This window comes from Massilia sp. LC238 (genome assembly GCF_000735635.1).
Classification (GTDB): Bacteria; Pseudomonadota; Gammaproteobacteria; order Burkholderiales; family Burkholderiaceae_D; genus Telluria; species Telluria varians.
In genome coordinates, this window is record NZ_JNNN01000067.1 from 23,251 (window position 1) to 47,172 (window position 23,922).

The following is a 23,922-nucleotide window of genomic DNA, read 5'->3' on the forward strand; positions in this document are numbered from 1 at the left end:
GCCGCTTACTTGAGCCAGATCAAGCTGGCCTGGCGGCCCGTGACGTGATCACGGCGGTAGGAATAAAAACGCTGCGGCGCACTGAAGGTGCACATGCCCCCGCCATGGACGCGGGTCACGCCCTCAAGCGCCAGCATCAGGCGCGCCAGCGTGAACATGTCGGCCAAGAATTTTACCGGTTGGTCAAATTTCGGCGTGAACGCGGCCAGGGTGGCCTCGCCGGGCATGGCGGCCAGGAAGGCGTCGCGCACATCCTCGCCCACCTCGAACGCCTGCGGGCCGATCGCCGGTCCCATCCAGGCGGTGATCTCGCCTGCTCCGGAAGCGCGCATCGCCCGCAGCGTCTCGCCCAGCACGCCGCCGGCCAGGCCGCGCCAGCCGGCATGGGCCGCGCCCACCACCTTGCCCTCGAGGTCGGCGAACAGCACCGGCAGGCAGTCGGCGGTGAGGATCGCGCACACCACGCCCGGCTCGGTCGTGACGCTGGCGTCGCCGGTACGCACCGGCTGGCCTGGTCCCACCGTGCAGGCATCGACCACGGCGGCGCCGTGCACCTGCGCGATCCAGGCCGGACGGCCCGGCAGCCAGGCCTGCAATCGCTCGCGGTTGCCGCGCACGGCCTCGGGATCGTCGCCGCAGTGCATGCCGAGATTCAAGCCGCCGCCGCCTTTGCCGTCGTCGTACGGACCCTGGCTCACGCCGCCGTCACGGCTGGTGGCCAGCGCGCCGACGTTCGCGGGCAGGTCAGGCCAGTCCGGCCATACCAGAGCGCTGCGGTCCATCACTCCTCGCTGTCTTCATCGCCCGGCTCGGCGATCCCGGCCTTGGAGATCAGCTCGGCGAAGTCGGCGGCCAGCGGCACCGTCCATTCGCAGGGCTCGCCCGTGCCCGGATGCACCAGGCCGAGGCGGCGCGCCTGCAGGGCCTGGCGGTGGAACACCGGGACCAGGTGCTGCTTGCCGTAGACGGCGTCGCCCACCAGCGCGAAGCCCAGGTGCTGCATGTGGACGCGGATCTGGTGGGTACGGCCGGTCTCCAGGCTGCAGCGCACCAGGCTCACCGGACGGCGGTCGAGGCTGCCTTCGGCGACGCGCTTGAAATGGGTGATGGCGGGCTTGCCGAACATGCCCGTCGACACCGCCATCTTGACGCGGTCGCGCGGATGGCGGCCCATCGAGGCGTTGATCGTGCCGGACAGCTGCGGCGTGCCCCAGACCAGCGCGAAGTATTCGCGCTTGACGGTGCGCGCCTGCAGCTGGCGCACCAGGTCGGTCTGGGCCGCCAGGGTCTTGCCGACCACCATCAGGCCGCTGGTGTCCTTGTCGAGGCGGTGCACGATGCCGGCGCGCGGCACGCCCACCAGTTGCGGGCAATGGTGCAGCAAACCGTTGAGCAGCGTGCCCGACCAGTTGCCGGCGCCCGGGTGGACCACGAGTCCGGCCGGCTTGTTGATGACGATGATGTCCTCGTCCTCGTGGACGATGGAAAGTTCCATGGGCTCGGGCGCGAAGGCCGTGTCTTCGGGCGCCGCCTGCGGTTCGATGAGCACGGTTTCGTCGCCGTAGGCGGTGTCCTTGCCGCGCGCCGGCTTGCCGTCGACCTTGACGAAGCCGCCTTCGAACCAGAGCTGCAGGCGGCTGCGCGAGAACTGGGGCACCAGGCCGGCGATGACCTTGTCGAGGCGTTGGCCGCAGACCTCGGGCGTGAGCTGCAGGGTGATCGGAGAGAGGTCCGGACCGGCGGGGAGTTCGAACCCGATCTCATCGTCGAGGTCAGAGTCCACAGGCATTTCCGCCGAATTCGGCGCAGGAGTTAATATCACGTGAGTCCCATCGGCTATAATCAGCCGTTCGTTGAATCTAGGTAAAACTTTCTTGCAAAGAGCTATGCAAAAAAAATTGTCTGTGCTGGTCGTCGCTTTCACCCTCAGTCTGTCCGCTTGCAACATCTTGCCGAAGGCGGATGACGCCAGTAAAAATTGGACAGCGGAGAAATTATACGCTGAGGCACGCGATGAGATGAACGGCGGCCACTACGAAGCGGCAATCAAGCTGTTCCAGCAGCTCGAATCGAACTACCCCTTCGGCACCTATGCTGCGCAAGCGCAGATGGAAATTGCGTACGCCCATTACAAGGCGGGTGACCAGGCCGAGGCGCTCGCAGCGGTCGAGCGCTTCATCAAGCTGCACCCGAACCACGCCCAGGTCGACTATATGTATTACCTGCGCGGCCTGATCAACTTCAACGACCAGATCGGCTTCCTGAGCTTCATCTACGAGCAGGACCCGACCGAGCGCGACCCGAAAGCCACCCGCGAAGCCTTCGCCGCCTTCAAGGCCCTGGTCGACAAGTTCCCGAACAGTAAATACCGCGAAGATTCGATCGCGCGCATGAACTACCTGGTCAACGCCATGGCCCAGTACGAAGTGCACGTGGCGAACTACTACTACCGCCGCGGCGCCTTCCTGGCAGCGCTCAACCGCGCCCAGCTGGCCGTGCAGGAATACAGCGATGCGCCGGCGCGCGAGGAAGCCCTGTTCCTCATGATGCGCTCCTACGACAAGCTCGGCATGCCGGTGCTGCGCGACGACACCCAGCGCGTGCTGGTGCTGAACTATCCGAACAGCCGCTTCCTGAACCCGAACGCCGCGGGCGATGCGCCGTGGTGGCGCTTCTGGTCGAAGTCGGGCCCGAAGGCGTCGCCGAAGGACGCGGTACAGTAAGCAGCTTGGGCGCGGCTGGTCGATCCGGCCGCGCCCTGCCCCTTCATGCCGCCTGTTGGCGGCGGAACACCCAGGTGGTCTCGCTCGACGCCGCCGCGTCGAAGGCATAGCCGTCGACGTCGAAGTCCTTGAGCTGCTGCGGGTCAAGAATGCCGTGCTCGGCCGCATAGCGCGCCATCAGGCCGCGGGCGCGCTTGGCGAAGAACGAGATGATCTTGTACTTGCCGTTCTTCCAGTCCTCGAACACCGGCGTGATCACCGGTGCGTTCAGCAGCTTGGGCTTCACCGACTTGAAGTACTCTTCCGACGCCAGGTTGACTAGGGCTCCCGCCTCGATTTCCGCCAGCTGGGCATTGAGCGCCTGCGTCACGCGCTCGCCCCAGAAGGCATAGAGATTGCCGCCGCGCGGATTCTTCAAGCGCGTGCCCATTTCCAGGCGATACGGATGCATGCGGTCCAGCGGACGCAGCAGGCCATACAGGCCCGACAGGATGCGCAGGTGGCGCTGGGCGTAGGCGATCGCCGCAGGTGCAAGCGTGCGCGCGTCCAGCCCCGCATAGACGTCGCCATTGAAGGACATGATGGCCTGGCGTGCCTCGGCATGATCTTCGCTCCAGTGCGCATAACGCGACACGTTGAGCATGGCCAGGCTATCGGACAGGTCCATCAGCTCGGCGACCTGGCCGGGCGAATAGCCGCGCAGCACGGCGATCAGCTCGGCGGCGTGCGGGATGAAATCCGGGGTGGTGGCTTCCTTGGTGGTGCTTGGGGATTCGAGGTCGAGGGATTTGGCGGGCGACAGGACAATCAGCATCGGTTCAAACTGCTTTACTAGAAAAATTTCCTACATGATACCTGCTTTGACCTCGACCTCAGTGAAACCCATCGTCATCGACACCAACGTCTGCCTCGACCTGTTCGTCTTCCACGACCCGCGCTTCCTGCCCTTGCTGGCAGCGCTGGAGTCGGGGGAACTGGTCGCCGTGACGCGCGCGGATTGCCGCGACGAATATCGCGCCGTGCTGAACTACCCGCACCTGCCGCTCGACGACAGCAGCCGTGCCCGGGCGGCAGAGCGCTTCGACGCCCTGCTGCGGGTGGTGGCGCCCGACGCCAGGCACGTGCGCCTGCCGGTCTGCACCGACCGCGACGACCAGAAATTCCTGGAGATCGCACGCGATGCCGACGCCGAGGTACTGGTCACCAAGGACAAGGCCCTGCTCAAGCTGGGCCGCCGCACCGCGCGCGAAGGCCTGTTCAAGATCATGCAGCCCGAAGCCTGGCTCAAGGCCCAGCAGGCAAGCACGCTAGAATGACAGCATCGACATCTTCCACGCCATCATGAGCACTCCCGCATTGCCGACCCGCCTGCCCGCCGTGGGCACCACCGTCTTCACCCAGATGTCGCAGCTCGCCCTCGAACACGGCGCCGTCAACCTGGGCCAGGGCTTCCCCGACTTCGGCTGCGACCCGAAGCTCCTCGACCTCGTGAACGAAGCCATGCGCGCGGGCCACAACCAGTACGCGCCGATGACCGGCATTCCCGCCTTGCGCACGGCGATCGCCGCCAAGCTCGAGCGCCTGTACGGCCGCCGCTATGACGAGGCCGGCGAAATCACGGTCACCAACGGCGCCTCGCAGGCGATCCAGTCGGCCATCCTGTGCAGCGTGCATCCGGGCGACGAAGTGATCGTCATCGAGCCGGCCTACGACTGCTATCTTCCCGCGATCGCGCTCGCCGGCGGCGTCGCCGTGCCGGTGGCCATGCGCGTGGACAGCGCGGGCTACAGCGTGCCCTGGGACCTGCTGGCCGCCGCGGTCACGCCGCGCACCCGCATGATCGTCGTGAACTCGCCGCACAACCCGACCGGCTCGATCCTGCGCGCCGCCGACCTCGAGGCGCTGGCCGCCATCGTGGCCGGCACCGAGATCCTGGTGCTGTCCGACGAGGTGTACGAGCACATGGTCTACGACGGCGAGGAACATGCCTCGGTGTCGCGCCACCCGGTGCTGGCCGAACGCGCCTTCGTGGTCTCGAGCTTCGGCAAGACCTATCACGTCACGGGCTGGAAGGTGGGCTACGTGGCCGCCCCGGCCTCGCTCACGCGCGAGTTCCGCAAGGTCCACCAGTACAACGTGTTCAGCGTGAACACGCCGATGCAGCACGGGATCGCCGCCTACATGGAGGATCCGGCGCCCTACCTGGAGCTGCCCGGCTTCTACCAGCACAAGCGCGACCTGTTCCGCGCCGGCCTGGCCGGCTCGCGCTTCGAGCTGCTGGAATCGAGCGGCACCTATTTCCAGTGCGTGCGCTATGGCGCGATATCAAGCCTGCCGGAGGCGGAATTCGCCAGGTGGCTGACGGTGGAAGCGAAGGTGGCGGCGATTCCGGTGTCGGCCTTCTACAGCCGGCCGACCGAATCGGGGATCGTGCGTTTCTGTTTTGCGAAGAAGGATGAGACCCTGCAGAAGGCGCTCGATACCTTGAGCCGTCTATGAACGTAGGGTGGGCGGGAAAACAGTCCAATGGACTGTTTTCCCGCCCACGCGGTCAACCGGCTAGCGATTGAGCTGCTTCAGCTTGCGCTCCACGAACCCCTGCAGCTCACCCGACAGCGTCCCGCTGTCCAGCGCCTTCTGGAACGCCCCGGCCGCTTCCAGGTTGCGCTTCTCGGCCTGCAGCGAGATGCCCAGGCCCATCCACCACACCCCGTTCTGCGGCGCCGTGCGCAAGGCAGCCCCATAGTGTTCGGCCGCCTCGCGCTGGCGTCCTTCGCGCGCCAGCGCGCCGGCGAGGAACGCGTGGTAGTCGCCGTTGCCCGCCGCATGCGGCAGGCTGCGCATCAGGGTCTCGATGCCGGAGCCGCCGCGCTCGATCTGCAGGCGCGCCAGCAGCATCGCCATCGCCGGCTGGGCCGGGTCGAGTGCGAGCCCCGCCTGCAGCTGGCGCATGGCCTCATCAAGCCGTTTGGCTTCGACCAGCAGGCCCACCAGAGTCTGGCGCGCGGGTTCGTGGCGCGGGTCCACCTTCAGGGCCGCCTGCAGGCCGGCGATGGCCTCGGTCACGCGCCCGTCCTCCAGGCTGGCCAGGGCGCGCCGGTAGGCGTTCTCGGCGCGCTGCGTCGGCGTCTCTTCCCTGCCGCCCTTCGCGGGCGCGACGGGCTTCGCGGCCGCGGGTCGCACGGGCTTGGCTGCGACCGGACTCGCAGGCTTGATCGCAGCCTTGGCCGCCACCGGTGCGGCAGGCTTCGCTACCGGTGCCGGCGCGTCGACCTGCGCCGCCTCGGCCACGGGCGCCGCAGGGCCGGCCAGGTCCTGGCGCGGGGCTACCGGCACCTCGAAGGCCACGACCGGCACGGCCGCGGCAGGCGCCGCCGGCTTGAGCACCGGTGCGGCGGCCGGGGCCGCAACCGCCACCGGCGCCGGAGTCGCCTTCGGCTTGAAGAAGCGCCAGCCGGCAAAGCCTGCAGCCGTCACGACCGCCGCGACGCCGGCGGCGATGGCGACGCGGTTCAATGGCCAGGCGCGCGCGGGCGCCGGCACCGGCCGCACGTCGGACGGCAGCGGCGCCGCTCCGGGCTGTCCGGCGCGTGCGTCCAGGTCCTGCAGCATCCGGTTGATGAGGCTCATCGTGCAAACACCCATGCCAGGCCGGCAGCGGTCGAGAACACCGCGGCGCCACCGAGCAGCCAGGTCCAGATGGTGCGCCCGACGCCGATCGTATCGCGCGCCGCCGTGGCCACGTGGCTGCCCGCCACCTCGCGCTTGCCCTCGCCGTAGCTCAGCATCAGGGCCTTGTGCGCCATGATGTTCACCAGGCGCGGCACGCCGCCGCTGGCGCGGTACAGCCCGCGGATCGCCGCGCGCGAGAACAGGCGCGCACCCGTGAAGCCGGCCACGCGCAGGCGGTGCGCCACGTAATAGTCCATGTCGTCGCGGCTGAGCGCGCCCAGATGGTAGTGGAAGGTGATGCGCTGGGCCAGCTGGCGGATCGATTCCAGTTCCAGCTTGCGGTTCAGTTCCGGCTGGCCGAACAGCACGATCTGCAGCAGCTTGCGCTTCTCGGTTTCCAGGTTGGTGAGCAGGCGCAGGGCTTCCAGGCTCTCCACCGGAATCGCCTGCGCCTCGTCCAGGCACAGCACCACCCGCAGGTCCTGGCCCGCGAGTTCGAGCAGGCGCAGGTTGATCGCCTTGAGCACCTGGTGCTGGTCGACATCGCGCGCGAGATCGAGTTCCAGCTCGTCGGCCAGGGCCAGCATCAGGGTGCGCGGCTCCAGGTAGGGGTTCGGGATGTAGGCGGTCACGAAGCCCTCGCCCAGCGTCGCCATGAACTTGCGGCACAGCAGGGTCTTGCCGGTGCCGACCTCACCCGTGATCTTGATGAAGCCTTCGCCGCTGCGCGCCGCCACCAGCAGCGTGTTCAGGGCCTCCTGCGAGCGCGCGCTGCCGAAGAAGAAGCTGGTGTCCGGGGTGATCCCGAAGGGCAGCTCGCGCAGGCCGAAGTGGGCCGCGTACATCAGCGGCGCTCCCGGGTGCGCGGATCCAGCGCCTCGATGCGGCGGCTCGCGTCCAGCAGGTCCTGGCTCCAGTCGTTGGCGCCGTCGACGATGGTCGGCTTGATCAGGACCACCAGCTCGCGCTTCTGGCTCATGCGCGTCTTGTTGCGGAACAGCGCGCCGAGCACCGGCACCTTGCTCGCGCCCGGCAGCTGGTCGACGTCCCCGCTCGACACCTGGCGCATCAGGCCGCCGATCGCGACGACCTGGCCGCTCTGGCCGCGCACATAGCTGTCCAGCTCCGAGGTGGCCGAGGCCGCGAGCGGCAGCGTCAGGGTGCCGGCCGAACCGAGGTCGACATTCTTGGTCACCGTGGAGACCTGGCTCACGGAAGGGTGCACGTGCAGCAGGATGTTGCCCCTGTCGTCGATCTGCGGCGTCACGTCCAGCACCACGCCCGAGAAGAAGGGCTGCAGGGTCACGCTCGGGGTATTGGTGGTGCCGTTGTCGGTGGCGTTGATGGTGTTGGTGACGCCGGTGACGAAGAACTCGTCGGTGCCGATCTTGAGCACCGCCTTCTGGTTGTTCATCGCCGCCACGCGCGGGCTGGACAGCACGTGCACCTGGCCCTGCGACTCCAGGAAGGAAATCAGGGCCGCGAAGTTATTGGTCTGGAAGGCGAAGCCGAACAGCGAACCGGCCGCGGTGGCCGCGTTCGACAGCGAGAAGCCGGTACTGGCGGCTAGGCCCTGGCCGTTGTTGATGGGTGGCGGCTGGCCGCCGGTGTAGGGGAGCGGCGCCAGGTTGGCGCCCGGGGCGATCATGCCGCCCGAGACGCGGTTCGGGTGCGAGCTCTTGATCGAGGCGAACGAGGCCCAGTTGATCCCGCTCTGGAAGCTGTCGTTCAGCTCCACCTCGAGGATCTTGGCTTCCAAGATCACCTGGCGGTCGACCGCCAGCTGGGTGGCCTTGAGGTAGGCGTCGACGCTGCGCAGCTCTTCCGGCATGGCGCGGATCACCAGCACCCCCGACTGCGGGCTGATCACGACGCTGCGCCCGCCCTCCTTCGAGCCGACGATGGCTTCCAGCGCGGCCTTCAGCTCGCTCCAGAAATCGTTGTCGGAGGTGGTGCGGATGTCGGTGCTGTCGAGCTGCACGTTGTTGCCGCCGAGCGCGTTGCGGTCGCTGTCGTTGCCGGTGTTGCCCTGGCCGGTGCCGTTGTTGTTGCGGTTGCCGGTGCCATCCCGGCCCGCGTCCGCCACCGAGGTCGAGCTGACCCGCAGGTTCGAGGTGCCGCGGCGCTTGGCGGTCAGGTAGTTCACCTGGAACATCCGGGTCTGCATCGTCAGCGGACGGATCGTGATGCGGGTGCCGTCGATCTTGTAGTCGTAGCCGTACATGTCGCGGATCGCTTCCAGGGTCTCGGCGATGGTCACGTCCTTCAGGTTGGCGCTGATGTTGCCCGAGACCTCGGGATGGACCAGCATGTTGTAGCGGGTCCCGGCCACGATCGAGCGGAAGAACTGCTGCGCCGGCACATTGTTGAACGCGACGTTGAAGCGCTCCTCGAGCGCCGGCCTGGCCTTGGGCAGCTGGCTGGCCAGCGCGCTGGCCGGCGGCAGCAGCGCCGCGGCGACGGCATCGTCGACCGCGGGCGCGGCGGCGGGCCTGGCCTGGGCCTTGGCCATCTCCTTGCCGATCGCGTCATAGGTCTCGTGCTGCGAACTGGTCTGGCAGCCGGAGAGCAGCAGCGCGCCGGCGACGGCGGCGCTGGTCAAGGAGAGCTTGTTCATCATGGTCCGTGGCATCGAGCGATTCGTCATTGGGCGGCAGGCGTGATGCCGGCGACCGTGCCTTCCACCGGGTCGAGGCGCAGCACCTGGCGTTCGCGGCCGCGCACCAGCTCGACCTGGTTCTCGGTCATGCGGGCCACGCGCGCGCCGCGGAAGCTCCCGCCCAGGCGCACCGTCTCGCCGTCGATCACGGCGACGTGGCGTCCGCCCGCGCGCGGCGAGATCAAGATCGACTGCAGGCGCGGCAGGCCGTCGGCGCCGTCCGGCCGGCTGGCATCCAGCGCGGCCGGCGGACGGGTCGGGTCGGCCAGGGCTTGCGCGGCAGCCGGAAGGCTGGCCAGCAGGCTTGCCAGGCTCAGGGCGAGGGTCAGTTTTTTCACAGCTTCATCCATTTGCGGTCCAGACTCAGGGTATACAGCGTGAGCGTCAGTCGCGCGGCCGGGTACGCTTCCACGTCGAGCTGCGCCCTGCCCCAGAACAGGCGGGTGGGCATCGCTTCGAGCGCGCTCATGTAATCGACCATGTCGAGGTAACTGCCGCGCACGGTGACTTCGACGCCGTGGCGGTACAGCAGTGCCGGGGCGGGCGCCTGGCCGGGCGCCGCGTCGCTGCCTTCGGCGGCCGGCGGCGCCGGCGTGGCGGCCGCCTGTGCGCCAAGAGAGGACATCGATTCGACCGGCAAGGTGCGCATCGACACCAGCTTCAGGCGCGCGTTGGCGCGCAGGATGGTATCGACCAGCGGCGCCATGCGCTCGGGCGGCACCAGGCCGTGCTCCATCGCCAGCAGCGAGTCGCCCAGCGCGGCGGTTTCCTGCCGGATGGCCTGCAGTTTCTCGCGCGCCGGCGCATCCGGATCGACCTGGAAGGCCTGGACCCTGGCGGCGATCTCGCCGTCCATGCCGGCCAGGTTGTTCTGCTGCTGGCTGATCTGCTCGCGCAGCAGGTCCTGCTCGCGGTAGATCGGCCCCAGCACCGCGCTGTGGCCGATGAACACGATCACCGCGGCGACGGCCGCGAACAGCAGGCCGCGTTCGCGCAGCGTGAGCGCGTTGATGCGCGCCATCAGTTCGATCAGGCGCGCCTTCATTTGCGCGGCTCCTCGGGCCTTGATTCCAAGCTGAACTCCACCCAGGGCGCGGGGCTGGCGACCGGCTTGCCGTCGGCCTCGGCGGTGTTCACGGGCGCCGGCTGGCTGATCGACAGGCTGGCGAAGGATTTACCTTGCATCAGCGGTTCGCCGGTCAGGCGCGCCAGGTAGCCGGGCACCGTGGCCGGGTCGGTGGTGCGGCCGCGGATCCCGATGTCCCTGCCGCCGCTAGAAACGCTCACGCCGGTGAGCCACAGGCCGGTGACGCTCTGGCGCGCCAGGGCCTTGAGGTAGCCAGCATAGCCGGCCGTGTCGCCCAGCTCGCCGCGCTCGATCACGCGCGAGATGTTGCGCAGCGCGGCCAGCTGGGCCTGGGCCTCGGCGATCTCGGCGTCGAGGTCCTTGTTCTTCTGGCGCGGCGCGAAGTCGAGATTCACGCTGGCCAGGCGCGCCTGCTTGCGCTCCAGCTGCACGGCGCCGGCGCCGGCCTGCGCCTCCAGCCTGGCGGTCTGCATCCGGCCATAGACGGCCAGCGCGGCGATGCCGCCCACCAGCACCAGCAGCGACAGCGCCATGGTGGCCGCGGTAAAGACCTTCTTTTGCGGCTGGAACGCCGGGTTGAACAGGTTGATCTGCTGGGTCATGGCGCCGCCTCCGCGCGCAGCGCGGCGCCCAGCGGGATCAGGAAGCGCCCCTGCACGGCCTGGTCCTGCAGCTCGGGCGTGCGCACCAGGTCGAACACCGAGGCCAGGTCGAGGGTCTCGACCGGGGTGTACAAGTTGCTCGACAGGTACTCGTCCAGGCCGTTCACCTTGCTGGGCCCGAGCACCAGCTTGGCAATGCTGATGAAGGAATACTGGCGCTCGAAGTTGTCGAGTGAGCGCTGCAGCTCGAGGGTGATGCGGTCGAAGCTGGCGTGCTTGCGCTCGTGGTCGGGCTCGAGCAGCTGCTCGAGCGTGACGTCGATCCGGCGTGACAGGTAGAGCTCGCCACGCCAGGTCACGGTCAGGAGACCGCCCTCGGCGCCGAACGAGAGCATGGCCACGCCGCGGTTTTCAGGCGCGATCAGTGCCGAGATATTGCGCTGCGCCATTTCCGGGATGTCGATGACTTCCAGCCCGATCTTCGCGTCGAGGAACAATTGCTGGCGCGGCTTGATGACGGTATTGCGCGCCGCCACCACGAACACCGACTGCTGGGCGCGCACCTGGCCGGCGTCGACCGGAATGTCGAGCACGTCGACGGTGGCCTCAACGACCGGAAAATCGAGGATGTCCTTCAGGCGCCAGCGCACCGCGGTCTTGAGCTCTTCGCGCGGCACGTTCGGCGCCTCGAGGTTGATGAGCTGGTATTCGCCCGGCCCGAGCAGGGTCAGGCAGCGGTAGGCATGCGCCTGGCCCTCGCGCGCGGCCTTTTCCAGCACGGCCGCATCCGGCTTGCCCGGCAAGAAATGAGCAAAGCGCACGGAAGGCATTCCTTCCGCGACCGGTTTGACGCTGGTCGCGGCCACGCCATCCGCCAGGACGGCGATGGTGAGCCAGCCATCTTTCTTCTTTGCTCTCTTAAGAAAACGCATGCACGGGATCGCGGAAATAATTCAATACGGCAAAAACTTGATTATATTCAAGCCGAGCCATCCTTGATCACAATAAATCGCCTGTCAGCAAAAATAGGCGATTTCCGAGTTTATTCGCCACGCTTTTTTGACAGCATTCGATGCAGGATTCGAGGACTGGACGCCTAATAACGCCGTCCCCGTGCTATTGGTCGACTCCGGCGCGAAGGCTGGTCGAAGGTAGCGGAAATGAATGACGGGCTTTGCATTCCGGCCGGATCGACCGGTCCTGCAAATCGGGAGGTGCATGACCATCCCGGCGGCTACCGGGATGGCGGAGCATGACGGCAGTCGGAACAGCTGTATTAGCTGCAGATGAACTTGTTGGTAGTCGTGTCCATATTGTCGGTGAAGGTTGGGGCCGTGTTCGCCGTTGTTGGCGGCGTGTACGTCACCGAGCACTTGCCGACGTTGGCCGTAGTAACACCTTTCGGCGACACGGTCAGCCCGGTGCCGCCGAAGCTGAAGGTGTAGTCGGTTTCGCTGAGGCCGGCAGCAGTGGCGAACGCGCGCGCGTTAGCCTGGGACGCAGTAGCCGGATAGCCATTGATCAGGTTAACAGGGGCGCCTTCGATAACCACCGGCCCAGTGGTGACATTGTCGACCAGCGCCTTCGCGTGGATCATCGCTGCTGCCGAAGTGAGCGAACCTTTTGCCGCTTTCAAGCTGGCGGCACGGGCATCGCCGCCCAAATCGGCGAACTTCGGCAGCGCGGTCGCGGCCAGGATGCCCAGGATAACGATCACGACGATCAGTTCGATCAGGGTAAAGCCGCCCTGCGCGCTCTTGCTGGAATACTTGTTCATGTAATTCTCTCCGTTGAAGGTGTGCGGGTGAGCCCGCGGTCTTGGTTTATTTGGGCCCGGCGCCGACTTCGTCGATGACCAGTGCCCCGTGCTTGCCGCTCCGCCCGCTTTCGGCCGGATGATACGAACTAGATAATTCTACCTTGAACTTAAGCAATTTAGATGTCTTGAAAGAAAAAGTGTCGTTACTTAGCACATAATTCACGGTCCGATCCGTCCGGTCGAAGAACCAGGCTCCACGCCGCAACATCTCGGGCCTGGGCGAGTAGTATTCGCCGACATAATTGGCTGGCTGCCTGAGCAACCAACTCATCGGATTTTCTTGCAATAGTTTTAATACAGCATCCTTGCCGGCCGCCGTAAGCAGCTGGGCCTCGCGCGCCGCCAGCGCCGTGCGCAGCGCGCCCACCACGTGGTAGGCGGCGGTCCGCTCCGATTGCGCACGCCACTCGAGCAGGCGGCCCAGCAGCACCCCCGCCAGCAAGCCCGTCACCACGACGCAGACCGCAAACTCGAAGCGGGTGGCCCCGCGCATGCGGGCAGGTAGCATCATTTGCCTCCGTGTAGCGCCGCCTTGCCGAGGTCCCAGATCGGCAGGAAGATGCCCAGCGCCAGGATCAGCACCATCACACCCAGGAAGGTGATCAGGATCGGTTCGATCTGGCTCGACAGGGTCTTCAGCTCGTAATCGACCTCGCGCTCGTACATCTGCGCGATCTCGTCCATCAGGTCGTCGAGCGAGCCGGATTCTTCGCCCACGGCGATCATCTGCAGCACGATCGGGGTAAACACATTGGCGGCGATCGAGGTGCGCAGGATGCTCTCGCCGCGCTCGACGCCGTCGCGCATCCCCTCGATGCGCGAGCTCAGGTAGGCGTTGTCGGCGGTCTGCGCGACCACCGTCAGGGCCTGCACGATCGGCACCCCGCTGCGGGTCGACAGCGCGAAGCTGCGGGCGAAGCGCGCCATGGTCGCCTTGTGGATGATCTTGCCGGCGATCGGCAGGCGCAGCTTGTGCTTGTCCCAGGCCAGACGGCCATTGGGCGTGGCCACCCAGGCCTTGAAACCAAACACGGCGCCGCCCAGCATGGCCGCCATGGCGGGCCAGTAGGCGACCGTGAAATTCGAGGTCGACAGCAGGATCCGCGTCATCAGGGGCAGCTCGGCATTGAAGGACTTGAACACCGCCGCGAACTGCGGAATCACGAACACGTTGACGATCACCATCGCGATCGCCATCGCGATCACGACGAAGGTCGGGTAGCGCATCGCGGTCTTGACGCGCTCGCGCATGTCGCGGTCGAACTCGAGGTGGTCGAACAATCGCAGGAAGACTTCTTCCAGGCGGCCGGTCATCTCGCCCACCCGCACCATCGACAGGTAGAAGGTGTTGAAGACCTTCGGGTGGCGCGTCATCGCGCTTGAGAGTTCGCGGCCTGAATCGAGCGACTCGCGCAGGTCCTTGATCACGCGGCCGAAGGATTTGTTGATGCTTGACTCCTGCAGGCCCGCCAGGCCGCGCATGATCGGCACGCCGGACTTGAGCAGCGTATAGATCTGGCGGCTGAACAGCTGCACGTCCATCGAGGTGACCTTCTTTTCCTGCAGGCGCGCCAGCCAGCCTTCGCCGCCGTCCTTCGAGGCCGGTCCCTTGCGGCTGGGGTTGATCTCGATGGGCGTGGCGCCGCTGCCGAACAGCTGGTCGGCGACCGCGCCGCTGTCGGCGCCCTCGAGGATGCCCTGCAGCAGTTCGCCGGCGGCGTTGCGCGCCTTGTAGGAAAAATAAGGCATCAGTCTTCGTACTGGTTACTGATGCGCATCGCTTCGGCGATGGTGGTCCTGCCCTGCACCGCCAGGCTCACGCCATGGCGACGCAGCGTCTCTCCGCCCATCTCGGCATGCGCCACCCTCAGGAAGTGCGAGGGGTCCGGGTGGTTGGCCGCCTCGGTGACGGCGCGCGTCATCTCGAGCAGTTCATAGACGCCGGTACGGCCACGAAAACCCGTGCCGTTGCAGTGCGAGCAGCCCTTGCCGTGGAAGAAGGACGTCGTTGCGGCGCGTTCGCCCAGTTCCGCGCGCAGCCAGTTGGCTTCCAGGGGCGTCGGCTGGTAAGGCGTGGAGCAGCTTTCGCAGATCACGCGCACCAGGCGCTGGGCCAGCACCGCCTGCAGCGAACCGCCCACCATGTAGCGCGGCACGCCCATGTCCATCAGGCGCAGGGGGGTCGAGGCGGCGTCGTTGGTGTGCAGGGTCGACAGCACCAGGTGGCCGGTCATGGCCGCGCGCAGGCCGATCTGGGCGGTCTCCTGGTCGCGCATCTCGCCGACCAGCACGATGTCCGGGTCCTGGCGCAGCGCCGAGCGCAGCACGCGCGCGAACGAGAGCTCGATCTTGTCGTTGACCTGGACCTGGTTCACGCCCTTCAGGCGGTATTCGACCGGGTCCTCGACCGTGATGAGTTTTTTCTCCACCGAGTTCAGCTCGGACAGGGCGCTGTACAGGGTGGTGGTCTTGCCGCTGCCGGTGGGGCCGGTGACCAGTACCAGGCCGTTGGGACGCTGCACCAGCGCGCGAAAACGCTCCACGATGCGCGCCGGCATGCCGATCGCATCCAGGCGCAGCGTGGTGCCGCCCTGGTTCAGCAGTCGCATGACGACCGACTCGCCGTACTGGGTCGGCATGGTCGAGATACGCACGTCGATGCGCTGGTTGCGCACCTTGACCGCGAAGCGGCCGTCCTGCGGCAGGCGCTTTTCCGAGATGTCGAGGTCGGCCATGAGCTTGAGGCGCAGGGCCAGCGGCGTGGCCACCTTGATGTCGGCCTCGGTCTGCAGGTGCAGCACGCCGTCGATGCGGAAACGGATCTGCAGGCGCCCGTCCTGCGGCTCGATGTGGATGTCCGAGGCGCGCACCTGGGCCGCATCGTCGAACACCGACTGCAGCAGCTTGACGATCGGCGCCTCTTCCAGTCCCGGATTGACGGCCAACGCGCCGAAATCGATCGAGGTGTCGCCCAGGTCCTGCTCGACCTCGCGCGCCAGACCGGTGATCTCGCCGGTGCGGCGGTAGATGCGGTCGATCGCGCCCAGCACCTCGGTCTCGTTGACCACCGCCAGCTCGACGGTCTTCTTCAGCAGGCGCGCGATCTCGTCATAGGCGAACAGGTCGGTCGGGTCGGACACGCCCACCAGCAGGGTCTCGCGGCGGTCTTCCAGCACCAGGGCGCGAAAACGGCGCGCGGCGGTTTCCGGCAGCAGGCGCACCAGCTCGGCGTTGATGTTGTAGAACTTGAGGTTGATATACGGGATGTTCAGCTGGCGCGCCAGCGCGCCCGAGATCTGGTCTTCGGTGACGAAGCCGCTCTCGACGAACACACGGCCGAGCTTGCGCCCGGTGCGCTTCTGGTCCGCGAGCGCCTGCTCGAGCTGCTCTTCCGACAGCAGTTTCTGCTGGATCAGCACCTCGCCGAGGCGAATTTTTTCCGGCCTTGCCATGACATCCCTTGTTGTTATTGCTTGCGATGAATATTTTATGCCAGAACCTGTAGGAATTGACCTACGAAATGAACGCGCGGCATGCAAAGTGTCGCCCTTTCGCCTTGATGAAATGGCATCGCGTGTAAGATGGCCAGAAAAAACGACGAGGAAGCCCATGGAACACCCCCCCAGCTTGCGCCGCCGCGTCTACCTGATGCGTCACGGCAGCGTTACCTATTTCGACGAGACCGGCAAACCCTTCCTTCCCGAAACCGTGGCGCTGAACCCGGCCGGCCAGGCCCAGGCCGATGCCGCCGGCCTGGCCTTCCGCGAGGCCGGCGTGCGCTTCGACCGCGTCATCACCTCAGGCCTGCCGCGCACCAATGAGACGGCGCAGCGGGTGCTGGCGGCGAGCGGGCAGGAGATCGCGCTGGACGTGTGGCCGGAACTGCACGAGATCCGCGGCGGTCGCCTGTCCGCCATCCCGACGCAGGAACTGCGGCGCGCGTTTACCGGCGCCTTCGAGGGCGTGGTCGATCAAGAGCAGCGCTTCCTCGGCGGCGAATCGGTCGGCCAGATGATGGACCGGGTCCATCCGGCGATCGCTCGCCTGCGCGCGCAGGATGACTGGGACACCGTGCTGCTGGTGCTGCACGGGGGCGTCAATTGCGCCATCCTGTCGCTGGCCCTGACCGGGCAGCGCCTGTTCCTGGGCGGCCTGTCGCAGGCTGCCGGCTGCATCAATGCGCTCGACGTCGGCGAGGACGCTGCCGACTGGCTGGTCCGCTTCGTAAACTACGTTCCCCCCGGCCCGCTGCAGCCGGAAGCGCGTGCGACCACCATGGAACAGCTGTTCGAGCAGTACCGCAAAGGCCGCTGAAGCTTTTTACCCGCAAAAAAAGCACGCCCGTGCGCATTCATGCCGAACTCGGGCTAGAATGCAGAACAAAACACAATCATGGAGACGCGATGTACGAGGAAATGATGGGCACCAAGCCCGTATCCGAACGCCAGCGCTTCGACCTCGAGGCCCTCGGCGCCTGGCTCGAGGCGCATGTCGACGGCTATCCCGGCGGCAGCCTGGCGGTCGAACAGTTCAAGGGCGGCCAGTCCAACCCCACCTTCCGGCTCGAAGCTGGCGGCCAGCGCTACGTGCTGCGCACCAAGCCCGGCCCGGCCGCCAAGCTGCTGCCCTCGGCCCATGCGATCGACCGCGAGTTCCGCGTGATGCGCGCCCTGCACGGCGCCGGCTTCCCGGTCCCGCGCCAGTACGCGCTGTGCCTGGACGAAGCCATCATCGGGCGCGCCTTCTATGTGATGGAATGCGTCGAGGGGCGCGTGTTGTGGGACCAGTCGCTGCCCGGCATGTCGCCGAGCGAACGGGCCGCCATCTACGACGAGCAGAACCGCGTGATCGCCCAATTGCACACGGTCGACTACGCGAGCATCGGCCTGGGCGACTACGGCAAGCCGGGCAATTATTTCGCACGCCAGATCGAGCGCTGGACAAAACAGTACCAGGCCTCGGTCACGGAGCCGATCGAGGCCATGGAGCGCCTGATCGAATGGCTGCCGCAGCACATCCCGCCTGGTGACGACACCAGCATCGTGCACGGCGACTACCGCCTCGACAACATGATCTTCCACCCGACCGAACCGCGCATCCTGGCGGTGCTCGACTGGGAGCTGTCCACCCTCGGCCACCCGCTGGCCGATTTTTCCTACCACTGCATGAGCTGGCACATCCCGCCGGGGCGCTTCCGCGGCATCGCGGGCCTGGACCTGGAGGCGCTCGGCATCCCCTCGCTGGAGGCCTACGTGGCGCGCTACTGCGAACGCACCGGCAAGACCCTGCGCGCCGAGGACTTCGATTTCTACCTAGCCTACAACATGTTCCGCCTGGCCGGCATCATGCAGGGCATCATGAAGCGCTACGTGGACGGCACCGCGTCCAGTGCGCAGGCCCTCGAGAACGGCAAGGCGGCGCGGCCGATGGCCGAGATGGCGTGGCAGTTCGCCAGCCGCAGCCGCTGATTCCTACGACAGGAGGACAAGCCATGGACTTCGCCTATTCCGAGCGCTGCAGGGAACTGCAGGCGCGCCTGCTCGCCTTCATGGACGAGCACATCTATCCCAACGAACGCGCGTTCAACGAAGAGATCGCGGCCAATGCCCGCGACCGGGGCACACGCTGGCTGCCCCTCGACCTGATCGAGCGCCTCAAGCCGCTGGCACGCGAGGCCGGCCTGTGGAATCTGTTCCTGCCGCGGTCGACACGCGCGCCCGAGGGCCTGTCGAACCTCGACTACGCGCCGCTGTGCGAGATCATGGGCCGCGTGCCCTGGGCCCCGGAAGTATTCAACTGCTCGGCGCCCGACACCGGCAACATGGAAACGCTGGAGCGCTACGCGCCTGAAGACATCAAGCGCCAGTGGCTGGAACCGCTGCTGCGCGGCGAGATCCGCTCGGCCTTCGCCATGACCGAACCGGGCGTGGCCTCGTCGGACGCGACCAACATCGCCACCCGGATCGAACGCAGTGGCGACGACTACCTGATCAACGGCCACAAGTGGTGGATCTCGGGCGCCGGCGACCCGCGCTGCAAGGTCTTCATCGTGATGGGCAAGACCGATCCGAGCGCACCCCGCCACCAGCAGCAGTCGATGATCGTGGTCCCGGCCGACACGCCGGGCATCACCATCCTGCGCCCGCTGCCGGTGTTCGGCTACGACGATGCGCCGCACGGTCATTGCGAGATCCTGTTCGAGAACGTGCGCGTCCCGGGCACGAACATGCTGCTGGGCGAAGGTCGCGGCTTCGAGATCGCCCAGGGCCGCCTGGGACCGGGCCGCATCCACCACTGCATGCGCGCCATCGGCGTGGCCGAGCGCGCGCTGGAGCTGATGTGCAGGCGCCTGGAAACCCGCGTGGCCTTCGGGCGCAAGCTCTCCGACCAGGGTGTCTGGCGCGAGCGCATCGCGGAAAGCCGCATCCGGATCGATACCGCGCGCCTCTTGACGCTGAAGGCGGCCTACATGATGGACACGGTCGGCAACAAGGTGGCCCAGGCGGAGATCGCGATGATCAAGGTGCTGGCGCCGACCGTGGCCCAGGACGTGCTGGACTGGGCGATCCAGGCCCATGGCGCGGCCGGCGTGTCGGACGAGTTCCCGCTGGCTTACCAGTGGGCGGCGAACCGGGCCTTGCGCCTGGCCGACGGGCCGGACGAGGTCCACCGCAATGCGGTGGCCAAGCTGGAGCTGGCGAAGTATGCGAAGGCAGGAGACTAGGCAGCCGATCCGCCGATTGCAATGCCAACTTTGTTAGCTCGTCGCCCCGGCGAAGGCCGGGGCCCAAGTTTGCCAGCGTAGTGGTGCAAGCTGAATGCACCACTATGCATGGGAATTGGGTTCCGGCCTTCGCCGGGAGTCGTAGGCCCCGGCGGGGCGTGCGACGGTCTCAGGGCTAACGCAAGGAAAGAAACTACGGCGATTCAGGTGTGGGCGCGTATCAGGAACTCGGCGGCGCACACCGGCTTGGCGCCCTCCCCGTCGGGTTCGACGGCTACGTTCCACGTCAGCTGCACCCCGCCCTCGATCGGATCGCAGGCCGCCAGCAGCCACCTGCCCCGGACCCGGCTCCCGCTCGGGAGCGGCGCCGGAAAGCGCACCCGGTTCAGCCCGTAGTTGAGCCCCATGCGCATGCCCTCGATCACCAGCGCGCTGTCCAGCATCGCGGGCAGCAGCGACAGCGTCAGGAAGCCGTGCGCCACCGGTGCCCCGAAGGGCGACTCGCGGGCGCAACGCTCGGGATCGACGTGGATCCATTGGCGGTCTTCGGTCGCCTCGGCAAAGGCCTTGATGCGCTCCTGGCCGACCTCGAACCAGTGCGAGACGGCGACCTCGCTTCCCACCAGCTGCGGCAGCTGCGCGAACGCAATCGTCCTAGGCATCGTCCCCTCCCCCGGGACGGCGCGCGAACATGCCCATGCCTTCGATGGTGCAGATCTCCTCGCCGCGCTGGTTGGTGGCGGTCCACTTCGACCAGACCACGCCGCGGTCCGGCTTCGAGTTCGACGCCTTGACCTGGGTGGTGAGGTAGCGCACCCTGATCGTGTCACCCGCACGCAGGGGACGCAGCCAGCGCACCCCGTCCAGGCCCGGCGAGCCCATGCTCGAGCTTGACGCCATCAGGCCGTCGACGACCATCCGCATCATCAGGCTGCAGGTGTGCCAGCCGCTGGCGATCACGCCGCCGTAGATCGACGCTTGGGCCGCGTCGCGGTCGACATGGAAGGGCTGCGGATCGAACTGCCGGGCAAAGGCGACGATCTCTTCCTCGCTGACGCTGCGCTCGCCGAGATCGATCTCCTGGCCGGGATGAAAATCTTCGAAATACCATTGACGCGCCATGTGTCCTCCTTACGCGGCTTGCTGGAAGCCCGGCTGCGCCATGAAGCGCGCCAGGTGGTGGTCGCGGTCGCCCAGGGTCAGCTCGATCATCGACAGGCGCTTGAAGTAGTGCGCGGCCGCCAGTTCGTCGGTCACGCCCATGCCGCCATGCAGCTGCACCGCCTGCTGGCCGATGAAGCGGGCCGCCTGGCCGACGCGGTACTTGGCCGCCGACACCACGCGGCGGCGCTCGCCGGCGTCGAGGCCATCCAGGGTCACGGCCGCCAGCAGCGCCATCGAGCGCGCCTGCTCCAGGTGGATGACCATGTCCGCCATGCGATGCTGCAGCGCCTGGAACTTGCCGATCGGGACGCCGAACTGCTGGCGCGTCTTGAGGTAGTCCAGCGTGGCATCGAACAGCGCTTCCATCGCGCCCAGCGCCTCGGCGCACAGCAGGCCGGCGCCGTAGTCCGCAGCCGCTTCCAGGATGTCCCAGCCGGCCCCTGGCGTGCCGATCACGGCGTCCGGCCCCAGCTGCACGCGGTCCAGGCGCAGGTTTGCCGCGCGCTGGCCGTCGAGCGTGCGGTAGCCGGTCAGCTGCACGCCAGGCGCATCTGCCGGCAGCGCGAACAGGGTGATGCCTGCCTCGTCGCGCTGGCTGCCGGCGCTACGTGCCGAGACCACCAGCACGCCGGCCTCGAGGCCATGCACGACCGCCGTCTTCTCGCCATCCAGGCGCCAGCCGCCGTCGATGCCGTGCGCGCGGGTCGCGATGTCGCACAGCTCGTGGCGCGCCTGCCGCTCGCCCAGCGCGCAGGCCAGCTTCAGGCTGCCCTGCGCCACCTGTTCCAGGAGCGGGCCGTGCGCCCCGCCCAGCTTGAGGAACTGGCTGCCCAGCACGGTGGCGAAATACGGCTCCACCACGAGGCCGCGGCCCAGCTCGCGCATGACCACGAACAGGTCGACCGCGGTGCCGTCGAATCCGCCCTGGGCTTCCGGCACCGGCAGCGCCGTCATGCCCAGCTCGGCCAGCGTGGCCCAGGCCGCATCGGATGTCCCCTGGCTGGAGGCGACGATGGCGCGGCGCTGCTCGAAACCGTAGTCGCGGCCTATCCAGCGCTTGAGCGCGTCGGCGAACTGGAGCTGCTCTTCCTTGAAGTCGAAATGCATGGTGCTTCTCCTTACAGCCCCAGGATCATCTGGGAGATGATGTTACGCTGGATTTCATTCGAGCCGCCATAGATGGAGGTCTTGCGGTAATTGAAGTAGTAGGACGCGAGCGGGGCGGCATCGTCGTCGCCCGCGACACTGTGCTCGTGTTCGCCCTCCAGGTAGGCGGGATCGAAGGGCAAGGCCAGCGGGCCAACCGCTTCCAGCATCAGCTCGGTGAGGGCCTGCTGGATGTCGGTGCCGCGCACCTTCAGCACCGAGGCCTCGGGTCCCGGGGCCTTGCTGGACTTGGCCAGCACGCGCAGCACGGTCATTTCCAGCGCCATCAGTTCGATCTCCAGGTCCGCGACCTTGGCGCCGAACAGCGGGTCTTCGAGCAGCGGGCGGCCATTCTTCTGCTCGCGGCGCGCCAGGCGCTTGAGGAAGGCCAGTTCGCGCTTGCTGCGGCCGACTGCCGCGATGCCGGTGCGTTCGTGGCCCAGCAGGTACTTGGCGTAGGTCCAGCCGCGGTTTTCCTGGCCGACCAGGTTGGCCGCCGGCACCCGGACGTTGTCGAAGAAGACTTCGTTCACCTCGTGGTCTTCGTCGAGCATGATGATCGGGCGTACCGTGACGCCGGGCGCATGCATGTCGATCAGCAAGAAGGAAATGCCCTCCTGCTTGCGCACGGCTGGGTCGGTGCGGACCAGGCAGAAGATCATGTCGGCGTGCTGGGCCAGCGTGGTCCAGGTCTTCTGGCCATTGACGATGTAGTGCTCGCCTTGAGCGTCCACGCCGCGCACGGCCGTGGTCTTGAGCGAGGCCAGGTCGGAACCGGCGCCCGGCTCCGAATAGCCCTGGCACCACCAGTCCTCGCAGGACAGGATGCGCGGGAGGAAATAATCCTTTTGCTCCTGGGAGCCGAAGGCCATGATGACGGGAGCGACCATGTCGATCCCGAAGGGCATCACGCGCGGGGTGCCGGCACGGGCGCACTCTTCCTCGAAGAGATGGCGCTGCACGGGTGTCCAGCCGGGGCCGCCGAATTCGACGGGCCAGCCCGGCGCCACCCAGCCCTGTTCGGCAAGGATGCGGTGCCAGCGGACGAAGTCGTCCTTGCTCAGCCGTAGGTGCTTGAGCACCTTGGCTTGCAGGTCTTTCGGCAAGTGGGAATCGAGGAAGGCGCGGACCTGGTCGCGAAAGGCCAGGTCCTCGTCCGTGTAGTGCAGGTCCATGTCGTCTCCTTGTTACCGCCGCCTTAAAAAGCACGGTCGTTCACAAGGATTGTACCCGACAGTTTTACTGACTAGTTAGAAATTTGGAAGCATGCAGGACGGACTGCCGCCCTACATGCGACAGGGTCAGCGGCTGCGGCGGCGGGTGATCGCGCCCGCGCCCATCATGCCCAGCAGCATCAGGGCGATGCTCGAAGGCTCCGGAACTTCGGCCGCCTGGCCTTCCTGGTTGGCGACGTTGCCCAGGCCATTACCCTGGCCGTTGCCGATGCCATTGCCGTTGCCGTTCAGGGCGCCGTTGCCGATGCCGTTGTCGATACCATTCCCGTTGCCATTGCCGTTGCCCGGGAGCTGGCCGGAAGTGCTGTCGTTCATGCCGTTGCCCTGGCCGGCAGGCGGGATCGTGCTCGTGAGATCGCCGCCCGTGACGAGGCCCGGAGCGCTGTTGCCGCCGCCCGAGCTCTGATTGCCCACGCCATCCGAAATGATGGCGCCATAAGCGTCACCAACCACCGACTTGCCGGTACCCGCGGTGGCGGCCAGAATGCCGTGGCCCGACGCCAGCAGGTAGTTTGCCTCGATACCGCGCTGGAAGAACAGCTTGGTCTGGCCTTCGACCTGCTGCACGCTGCCGGCGACTTTGCCGTACAGGATGTCGGCCAGGCTGGCGTTCGCGGTATGGGACACACCGGCCACCAGGTTCAGGTTGCCTTGCAGGACACCAGAACCGAGCACGTCGGTACCGTTACCGGTAGTCCAACCGCTGACGACGTTCGACGGCTGCGCAGCCGCGGTGGTGATGGTACCGGCCTGGGCAGTAGCTGCGCCGGCGAGAAGACTTGCGATGACAAGGCGGCGAATTAACATAGCGATAACTCCTGAGTTGATGTGCAATTGTTGTTTTTACAACCGTAGAGTTATCCTACCACAGCTAAAAAAAACTCAGCTTTAAGTCCAGCTCAACAGTGCGCGGGGTATGAATCTGAGAAAAACACTCTAAATTCAGTAGGATTGATCCTACTTGGAGGGTTGGCGGGGGGACGGCTTGGAGCAGTTAACTGTAGGCTTTTGTGCTTTTAAGGCAACTTTGCATCCTAAAGGAAATTGAGAAGCAATTGACGAGGATTTAGCAAAACAAAAGAAAATGGCCG

Annotated in this window: 25 protein-coding genes; 6 read left to right on the plus strand and 19 right to left on the minus strand. The window is 66.7% G+C overall.

The genetic code is table 11. The annotated features are described in order from the left end of the window. Nucleotides 1-5 precede the first annotated feature (5 nt). On the minus strand, nucleotides 6-782 hold the full coding sequence (gene pgeF / locus FG94_RS18985; protein WP_036214839.1) for a peptidoglycan editing factor PgeF: 777 nt from the start codon (nucleotides 780-782) through the stop codon (nucleotides 6-8). After that, the gene (locus tag FG94_RS18990) at nucleotides 782-1,789 is read right to left on the minus strand and encodes an RluA family pseudouridine synthase (RefSeq protein WP_051996922.1); all 1,008 of its coding nucleotides are present in this window, start codon (nucleotides 1,787-1,789) and stop codon (nucleotides 782-784) included. The genes pgeF and FG94_RS18990 overlap by 1 nt, the downstream gene beginning before the upstream one ends. Before the next feature lie 97 nt (nucleotides 1,790-1,886). On the opposite strand from FG94_RS18990, the gene FG94_RS18995 reads away from it, so the two are divergent. Continuing rightward, nucleotides 1,887-2,723: an outer membrane protein assembly factor BamD gene (locus FG94_RS18995; RefSeq protein WP_036214845.1), complete on the plus strand. Its 837-nt coding sequence runs from the start codon at nucleotides 1,887-1,889 to the stop codon at nucleotides 2,721-2,723. Nucleotides 2,724-2,766: 43 nt separating this feature from the next. On the opposite strand, the gene yaaA is transcribed toward FG94_RS18995, so the two are convergent. Next, a complete protein-coding gene (gene yaaA / locus FG94_RS19000) occupies nucleotides 2,767-3,537 on the minus strand; it encodes a peroxide stress protein YaaA (RefSeq protein ID WP_036214848.1) in 771 nt (256 codons plus the stop codon). A gap of 34 nt (nucleotides 3,538-3,571) precedes the next feature. Between yaaA and FG94_RS19005 the strand changes: the two genes are divergently transcribed. Beyond that, the gene (locus FG94_RS19005; RefSeq protein ID WP_036214851.1) at nucleotides 3,572-4,039 is read left to right on the plus strand and encodes a putative toxin-antitoxin system toxin component, PIN family; all 468 of its coding nucleotides are present in this window, start codon (nucleotides 3,572-3,574) and stop codon (nucleotides 4,037-4,039) included. Nucleotides 4,040-4,064: 25 nt separating this feature from the next. After that, the gene (locus tag FG94_RS19010; protein WP_036214854.1) at nucleotides 4,065-5,222 is read left to right on the plus strand and encodes a pyridoxal phosphate-dependent aminotransferase; all 1,158 of its coding nucleotides are present in this window, start codon (nucleotides 4,065-4,067) and stop codon (nucleotides 5,220-5,222) included. A 60-nt stretch (nucleotides 5,223-5,282) separates the two neighbouring features. Here the strand turns inward: FG94_RS19010 and FG94_RS28485 are convergent, their stop codons facing one another. From FG94_RS28485 to FG94_RS19065, 11 genes are all read right to left on the minus strand, one after another. Beyond that, entirely contained in the window at nucleotides 5,283-6,353 is a 1,071-nt protein-coding gene (locus FG94_RS28485) for a tetratricopeptide repeat protein (protein ID WP_036214857.1), read from the minus strand. Beyond that, nucleotides 6,350-7,240: an ExeA family protein gene (locus FG94_RS19020; protein WP_036214859.1), complete on the minus strand. Its 891-nt coding sequence runs from the start codon at nucleotides 7,238-7,240 to the stop codon at nucleotides 6,350-6,352. The genes FG94_RS28485 and FG94_RS19020 overlap by 4 nt, the downstream gene beginning before the upstream one ends. Further along, nucleotides 7,240-9,012 (minus strand): pilus (MSHA type) biogenesis protein MshL, encoded by a 1,773-nt coding sequence (gene mshL / locus FG94_RS19025; protein ID WP_036214973.1) that lies wholly within the window; start codon nucleotides 9,010-9,012, stop codon nucleotides 7,240-7,242. Before mshL ends, FG94_RS19020 begins: the two co-directional genes overlap by 1 nt. Nucleotides 9,013-9,038: 26 nt before the next feature. Next, nucleotides 9,039-9,392 (minus strand): hypothetical protein, encoded by a 354-nt coding sequence (locus FG94_RS19030; protein WP_229445993.1) that lies wholly within the window; start codon nucleotides 9,390-9,392, stop codon nucleotides 9,039-9,041. Then, entirely contained in the window at nucleotides 9,389-10,099 is a 711-nt protein-coding gene (gene gspM / locus FG94_RS19035) for a type II secretion system protein GspM (protein ID WP_036214865.1), read from the minus strand. The genes FG94_RS19030 and gspM overlap by 4 nt, the downstream gene beginning before the upstream one ends. Then, nucleotides 10,096-10,743, minus strand: coding sequence for a PilN domain-containing protein (locus tag FG94_RS19040; protein WP_036214866.1), 648 nt, complete (start codon nucleotides 10,741-10,743; stop codon nucleotides 10,096-10,098). The genes gspM and FG94_RS19040 overlap by 4 nt, the downstream gene beginning before the upstream one ends. Then, the gene (locus tag FG94_RS19045; protein ID WP_036214868.1) at nucleotides 10,740-11,675 is read right to left on the minus strand and encodes a hypothetical protein; all 936 of its coding nucleotides are present in this window, start codon (nucleotides 11,673-11,675) and stop codon (nucleotides 10,740-10,742) included. Before FG94_RS19045 ends, FG94_RS19040 begins: the two co-directional genes overlap by 4 nt. 344 nt (nucleotides 11,676-12,019) lie before the next feature. Continuing rightward, nucleotides 12,020-12,520 carry a type II secretion system protein gene (locus tag FG94_RS28585; RefSeq protein ID WP_051996923.1) on the minus strand — a complete coding sequence of 167 codons (501 nt, stop codon included), beginning with the start codon at nucleotides 12,518-12,520 and terminating at the stop codon, nucleotides 12,020-12,022. 46 nt (nucleotides 12,521-12,566) lie between these two features. Continuing rightward, nucleotides 12,567-13,073 carry a hypothetical protein gene (locus FG94_RS19055; RefSeq protein WP_152571046.1) on the minus strand — a complete coding sequence of 169 codons (507 nt, stop codon included), beginning with the start codon at nucleotides 13,071-13,073 and terminating at the stop codon, nucleotides 12,567-12,569. Next, a complete protein-coding gene (locus FG94_RS19060; RefSeq protein ID WP_036214872.1) occupies nucleotides 13,070-14,311 on the minus strand; it encodes a type II secretion system F family protein in 1,242 nt (413 codons plus the stop codon). The genes FG94_RS19055 and FG94_RS19060 overlap by 4 nt, the downstream gene beginning before the upstream one ends. Next, nucleotides 14,311-16,014: a GspE/PulE family protein gene (locus FG94_RS19065; RefSeq protein ID WP_036214874.1), complete on the minus strand. Its 1,704-nt coding sequence runs from the start codon at nucleotides 16,012-16,014 to the stop codon at nucleotides 14,311-14,313. The genes FG94_RS19060 and FG94_RS19065 overlap by 1 nt, the downstream gene beginning before the upstream one ends. Before the next feature lie 157 nt (nucleotides 16,015-16,171). Between FG94_RS19065 and FG94_RS19070 the strand changes: the two genes are divergently transcribed. From FG94_RS19070 to FG94_RS19080, 3 genes are all read left to right on the plus strand, one after another. After that, entirely contained in the window at nucleotides 16,172-16,876 is a 705-nt protein-coding gene (locus FG94_RS19070; RefSeq protein ID WP_036214875.1) for a histidine phosphatase family protein, read from the plus strand. An 89-nt stretch (nucleotides 16,877-16,965) separates the two neighbouring features. Further along, nucleotides 16,966-18,030, plus strand: coding sequence for a phosphotransferase (locus FG94_RS19075; protein WP_036214877.1), 1,065 nt, complete (start codon nucleotides 16,966-16,968; stop codon nucleotides 18,028-18,030). Nucleotides 18,031-18,053: 23 nt separating this feature from the next. Continuing rightward, complete coding sequence (locus FG94_RS19080; RefSeq protein WP_036214879.1) at nucleotides 18,054-19,286, plus strand: acyl-CoA dehydrogenase family protein; 1,233 nt, start codon at nucleotides 18,054-18,056, stop codon at nucleotides 19,284-19,286. 203 nt (nucleotides 19,287-19,489) lie between these two features. On the opposite strand, the gene FG94_RS19085 is transcribed toward FG94_RS19080, so the two are convergent. The 5 genes from FG94_RS19085 to FG94_RS19105 form a co-directional block, all read right to left on the minus strand. After that, nucleotides 19,490-19,948 carry a MaoC family dehydratase gene (locus FG94_RS19085; RefSeq protein ID WP_036214881.1) on the minus strand — a complete coding sequence of 153 codons (459 nt, stop codon included), beginning with the start codon at nucleotides 19,946-19,948 and terminating at the stop codon, nucleotides 19,490-19,492. Further along, the gene (locus FG94_RS19090) at nucleotides 19,941-20,408 is read right to left on the minus strand and encodes a MaoC family dehydratase (protein WP_036214884.1); all 468 of its coding nucleotides are present in this window, start codon (nucleotides 20,406-20,408) and stop codon (nucleotides 19,941-19,943) included. The genes FG94_RS19085 and FG94_RS19090 overlap by 8 nt, the downstream gene beginning before the upstream one ends. Nucleotides 20,409-20,417: 9 nt before the next feature. Continuing rightward, nucleotides 20,418-21,557 carry an acyl-CoA dehydrogenase family protein gene (locus FG94_RS19095; protein WP_036214885.1) on the minus strand — a complete coding sequence of 380 codons (1,140 nt, stop codon included), beginning with the start codon at nucleotides 21,555-21,557 and terminating at the stop codon, nucleotides 20,418-20,420. Between the two features lie 11 nt (nucleotides 21,558-21,568). Continuing rightward, a complete protein-coding gene (locus tag FG94_RS19100; RefSeq protein ID WP_036214889.1) occupies nucleotides 21,569-22,771 on the minus strand; it encodes an acyl-CoA dehydrogenase family protein in 1,203 nt (400 codons plus the stop codon). 126 nt (nucleotides 22,772-22,897) lie between these two features. Continuing rightward, nucleotides 22,898-23,638, minus strand: a complete 741-nt coding sequence (locus tag FG94_RS19105; protein WP_152571047.1) for a PEP-CTERM sorting domain-containing protein — start codon at nucleotides 23,636-23,638, stop codon at nucleotides 22,898-22,900. Between the last annotated feature and the right edge of the window lie 284 nt (nucleotides 23,639-23,922).

Excerpts from the sequence above, each read along its gene's own strand:
- pgeF (WP_036214839.1), bottom strand. The coding sequence starts at position 782 with ATGGACCGCAGCGCTCTGGTATGGCCGGACTGGCCTGACCTGCCCGCG.
- FG94_RS18990 (WP_051996922.1), bottom strand. The coding sequence starts at position 1,789 with ATGCCTGTGGACTCTGACCTCGACGATGAGATCGGGTTCGAACTCCCC.
- FG94_RS18995 (WP_036214845.1), top strand. The coding sequence starts at position 1,887 with ATGCAAAAAAAATTGTCTGTGCTGGTCGTCGCTTTCACCCTCAGTCTG.
- yaaA (WP_036214848.1), bottom strand. The coding sequence starts at position 3,537 with ATGCTGATTGTCCTGTCGCCCGCCAAATCCCTCGACCTCGAATCCCCA.
- FG94_RS19005 (WP_036214851.1), top strand. The coding sequence starts at position 3,572 with ATGATACCTGCTTTGACCTCGACCTCAGTGAAACCCATCGTCATCGAC.
- FG94_RS19010 (WP_036214854.1), top strand. The coding sequence starts at position 4,065 with ATGAGCACTCCCGCATTGCCGACCCGCCTGCCCGCCGTGGGCACCACC.
- FG94_RS28485 (WP_036214857.1), bottom strand. The coding sequence starts at position 6,353 with ATGAGCCTCATCAACCGGATGCTGCAGGACCTGGACGCACGCGCCGGA.
- FG94_RS19020 (WP_036214859.1), bottom strand. The coding sequence starts at position 7,240 with ATGTACGCGGCCCACTTCGGCCTGCGCGAGCTGCCCTTCGGGATCACC.
- mshL (WP_036214973.1), bottom strand. The coding sequence starts at position 9,012 with ATGAACAAGCTCTCCTTGACCAGCGCCGCCGTCGCCGGCGCGCTGCTG.
- gspM (WP_036214865.1), bottom strand. The coding sequence starts at position 10,099 with ATGAAGGCGCGCCTGATCGAACTGATGGCGCGCATCAACGCGCTCACG.
- FG94_RS19040 (WP_036214866.1), bottom strand. The coding sequence starts at position 10,743 with ATGACCCAGCAGATCAACCTGTTCAACCCGGCGTTCCAGCCGCAAAAG.
- FG94_RS19045 (WP_036214868.1), bottom strand. The coding sequence starts at position 11,675 with ATGCGTTTTCTTAAGAGAGCAAAGAAGAAAGATGGCTGGCTCACCATC.
- FG94_RS28585 (WP_051996923.1), bottom strand. The coding sequence starts at position 12,520 with ATGAACAAGTATTCCAGCAAGAGCGCGCAGGGCGGCTTTACCCTGATC.
- FG94_RS19055 (WP_152571046.1), bottom strand. The coding sequence starts at position 13,073 with ATGATGCTACCTGCCCGCATGCGCGGGGCCACCCGCTTCGAGTTTGCG.
- FG94_RS19060 (WP_036214872.1), bottom strand. The coding sequence starts at position 14,311 with ATGCCTTATTTTTCCTACAAGGCGCGCAACGCCGCCGGCGAACTGCTG.
- FG94_RS19065 (WP_036214874.1), bottom strand. The coding sequence starts at position 16,014 with ATGGCAAGGCCGGAAAAAATTCGCCTCGGCGAGGTGCTGATCCAGCAG.
- FG94_RS19070 (WP_036214875.1), top strand. The coding sequence starts at position 16,172 with ATGGAACACCCCCCCAGCTTGCGCCGCCGCGTCTACCTGATGCGTCAC.
- FG94_RS19075 (WP_036214877.1), top strand. The coding sequence starts at position 16,966 with ATGTACGAGGAAATGATGGGCACCAAGCCCGTATCCGAACGCCAGCGC.
- FG94_RS19080 (WP_036214879.1), top strand. The coding sequence starts at position 18,054 with ATGGACTTCGCCTATTCCGAGCGCTGCAGGGAACTGCAGGCGCGCCTG.
- FG94_RS19085 (WP_036214881.1), bottom strand. The coding sequence starts at position 19,948 with ATGCCTAGGACGATTGCGTTCGCGCAGCTGCCGCAGCTGGTGGGAAGC.
- FG94_RS19090 (WP_036214884.1), bottom strand. The coding sequence starts at position 20,408 with ATGGCGCGTCAATGGTATTTCGAAGATTTTCATCCCGGCCAGGAGATC.
- FG94_RS19095 (WP_036214885.1), bottom strand. The coding sequence starts at position 21,557 with ATGCATTTCGACTTCAAGGAAGAGCAGCTCCAGTTCGCCGACGCGCTC.
- FG94_RS19100 (WP_036214889.1), bottom strand. The coding sequence starts at position 22,771 with ATGGACCTGCACTACACGGACGAGGACCTGGCCTTTCGCGACCAGGTC.
- FG94_RS19105 (WP_152571047.1), bottom strand. The coding sequence starts at position 23,638 with ATGTTAATTCGCCGCCTTGTCATCGCAAGTCTTCTCGCCGGCGCAGCT.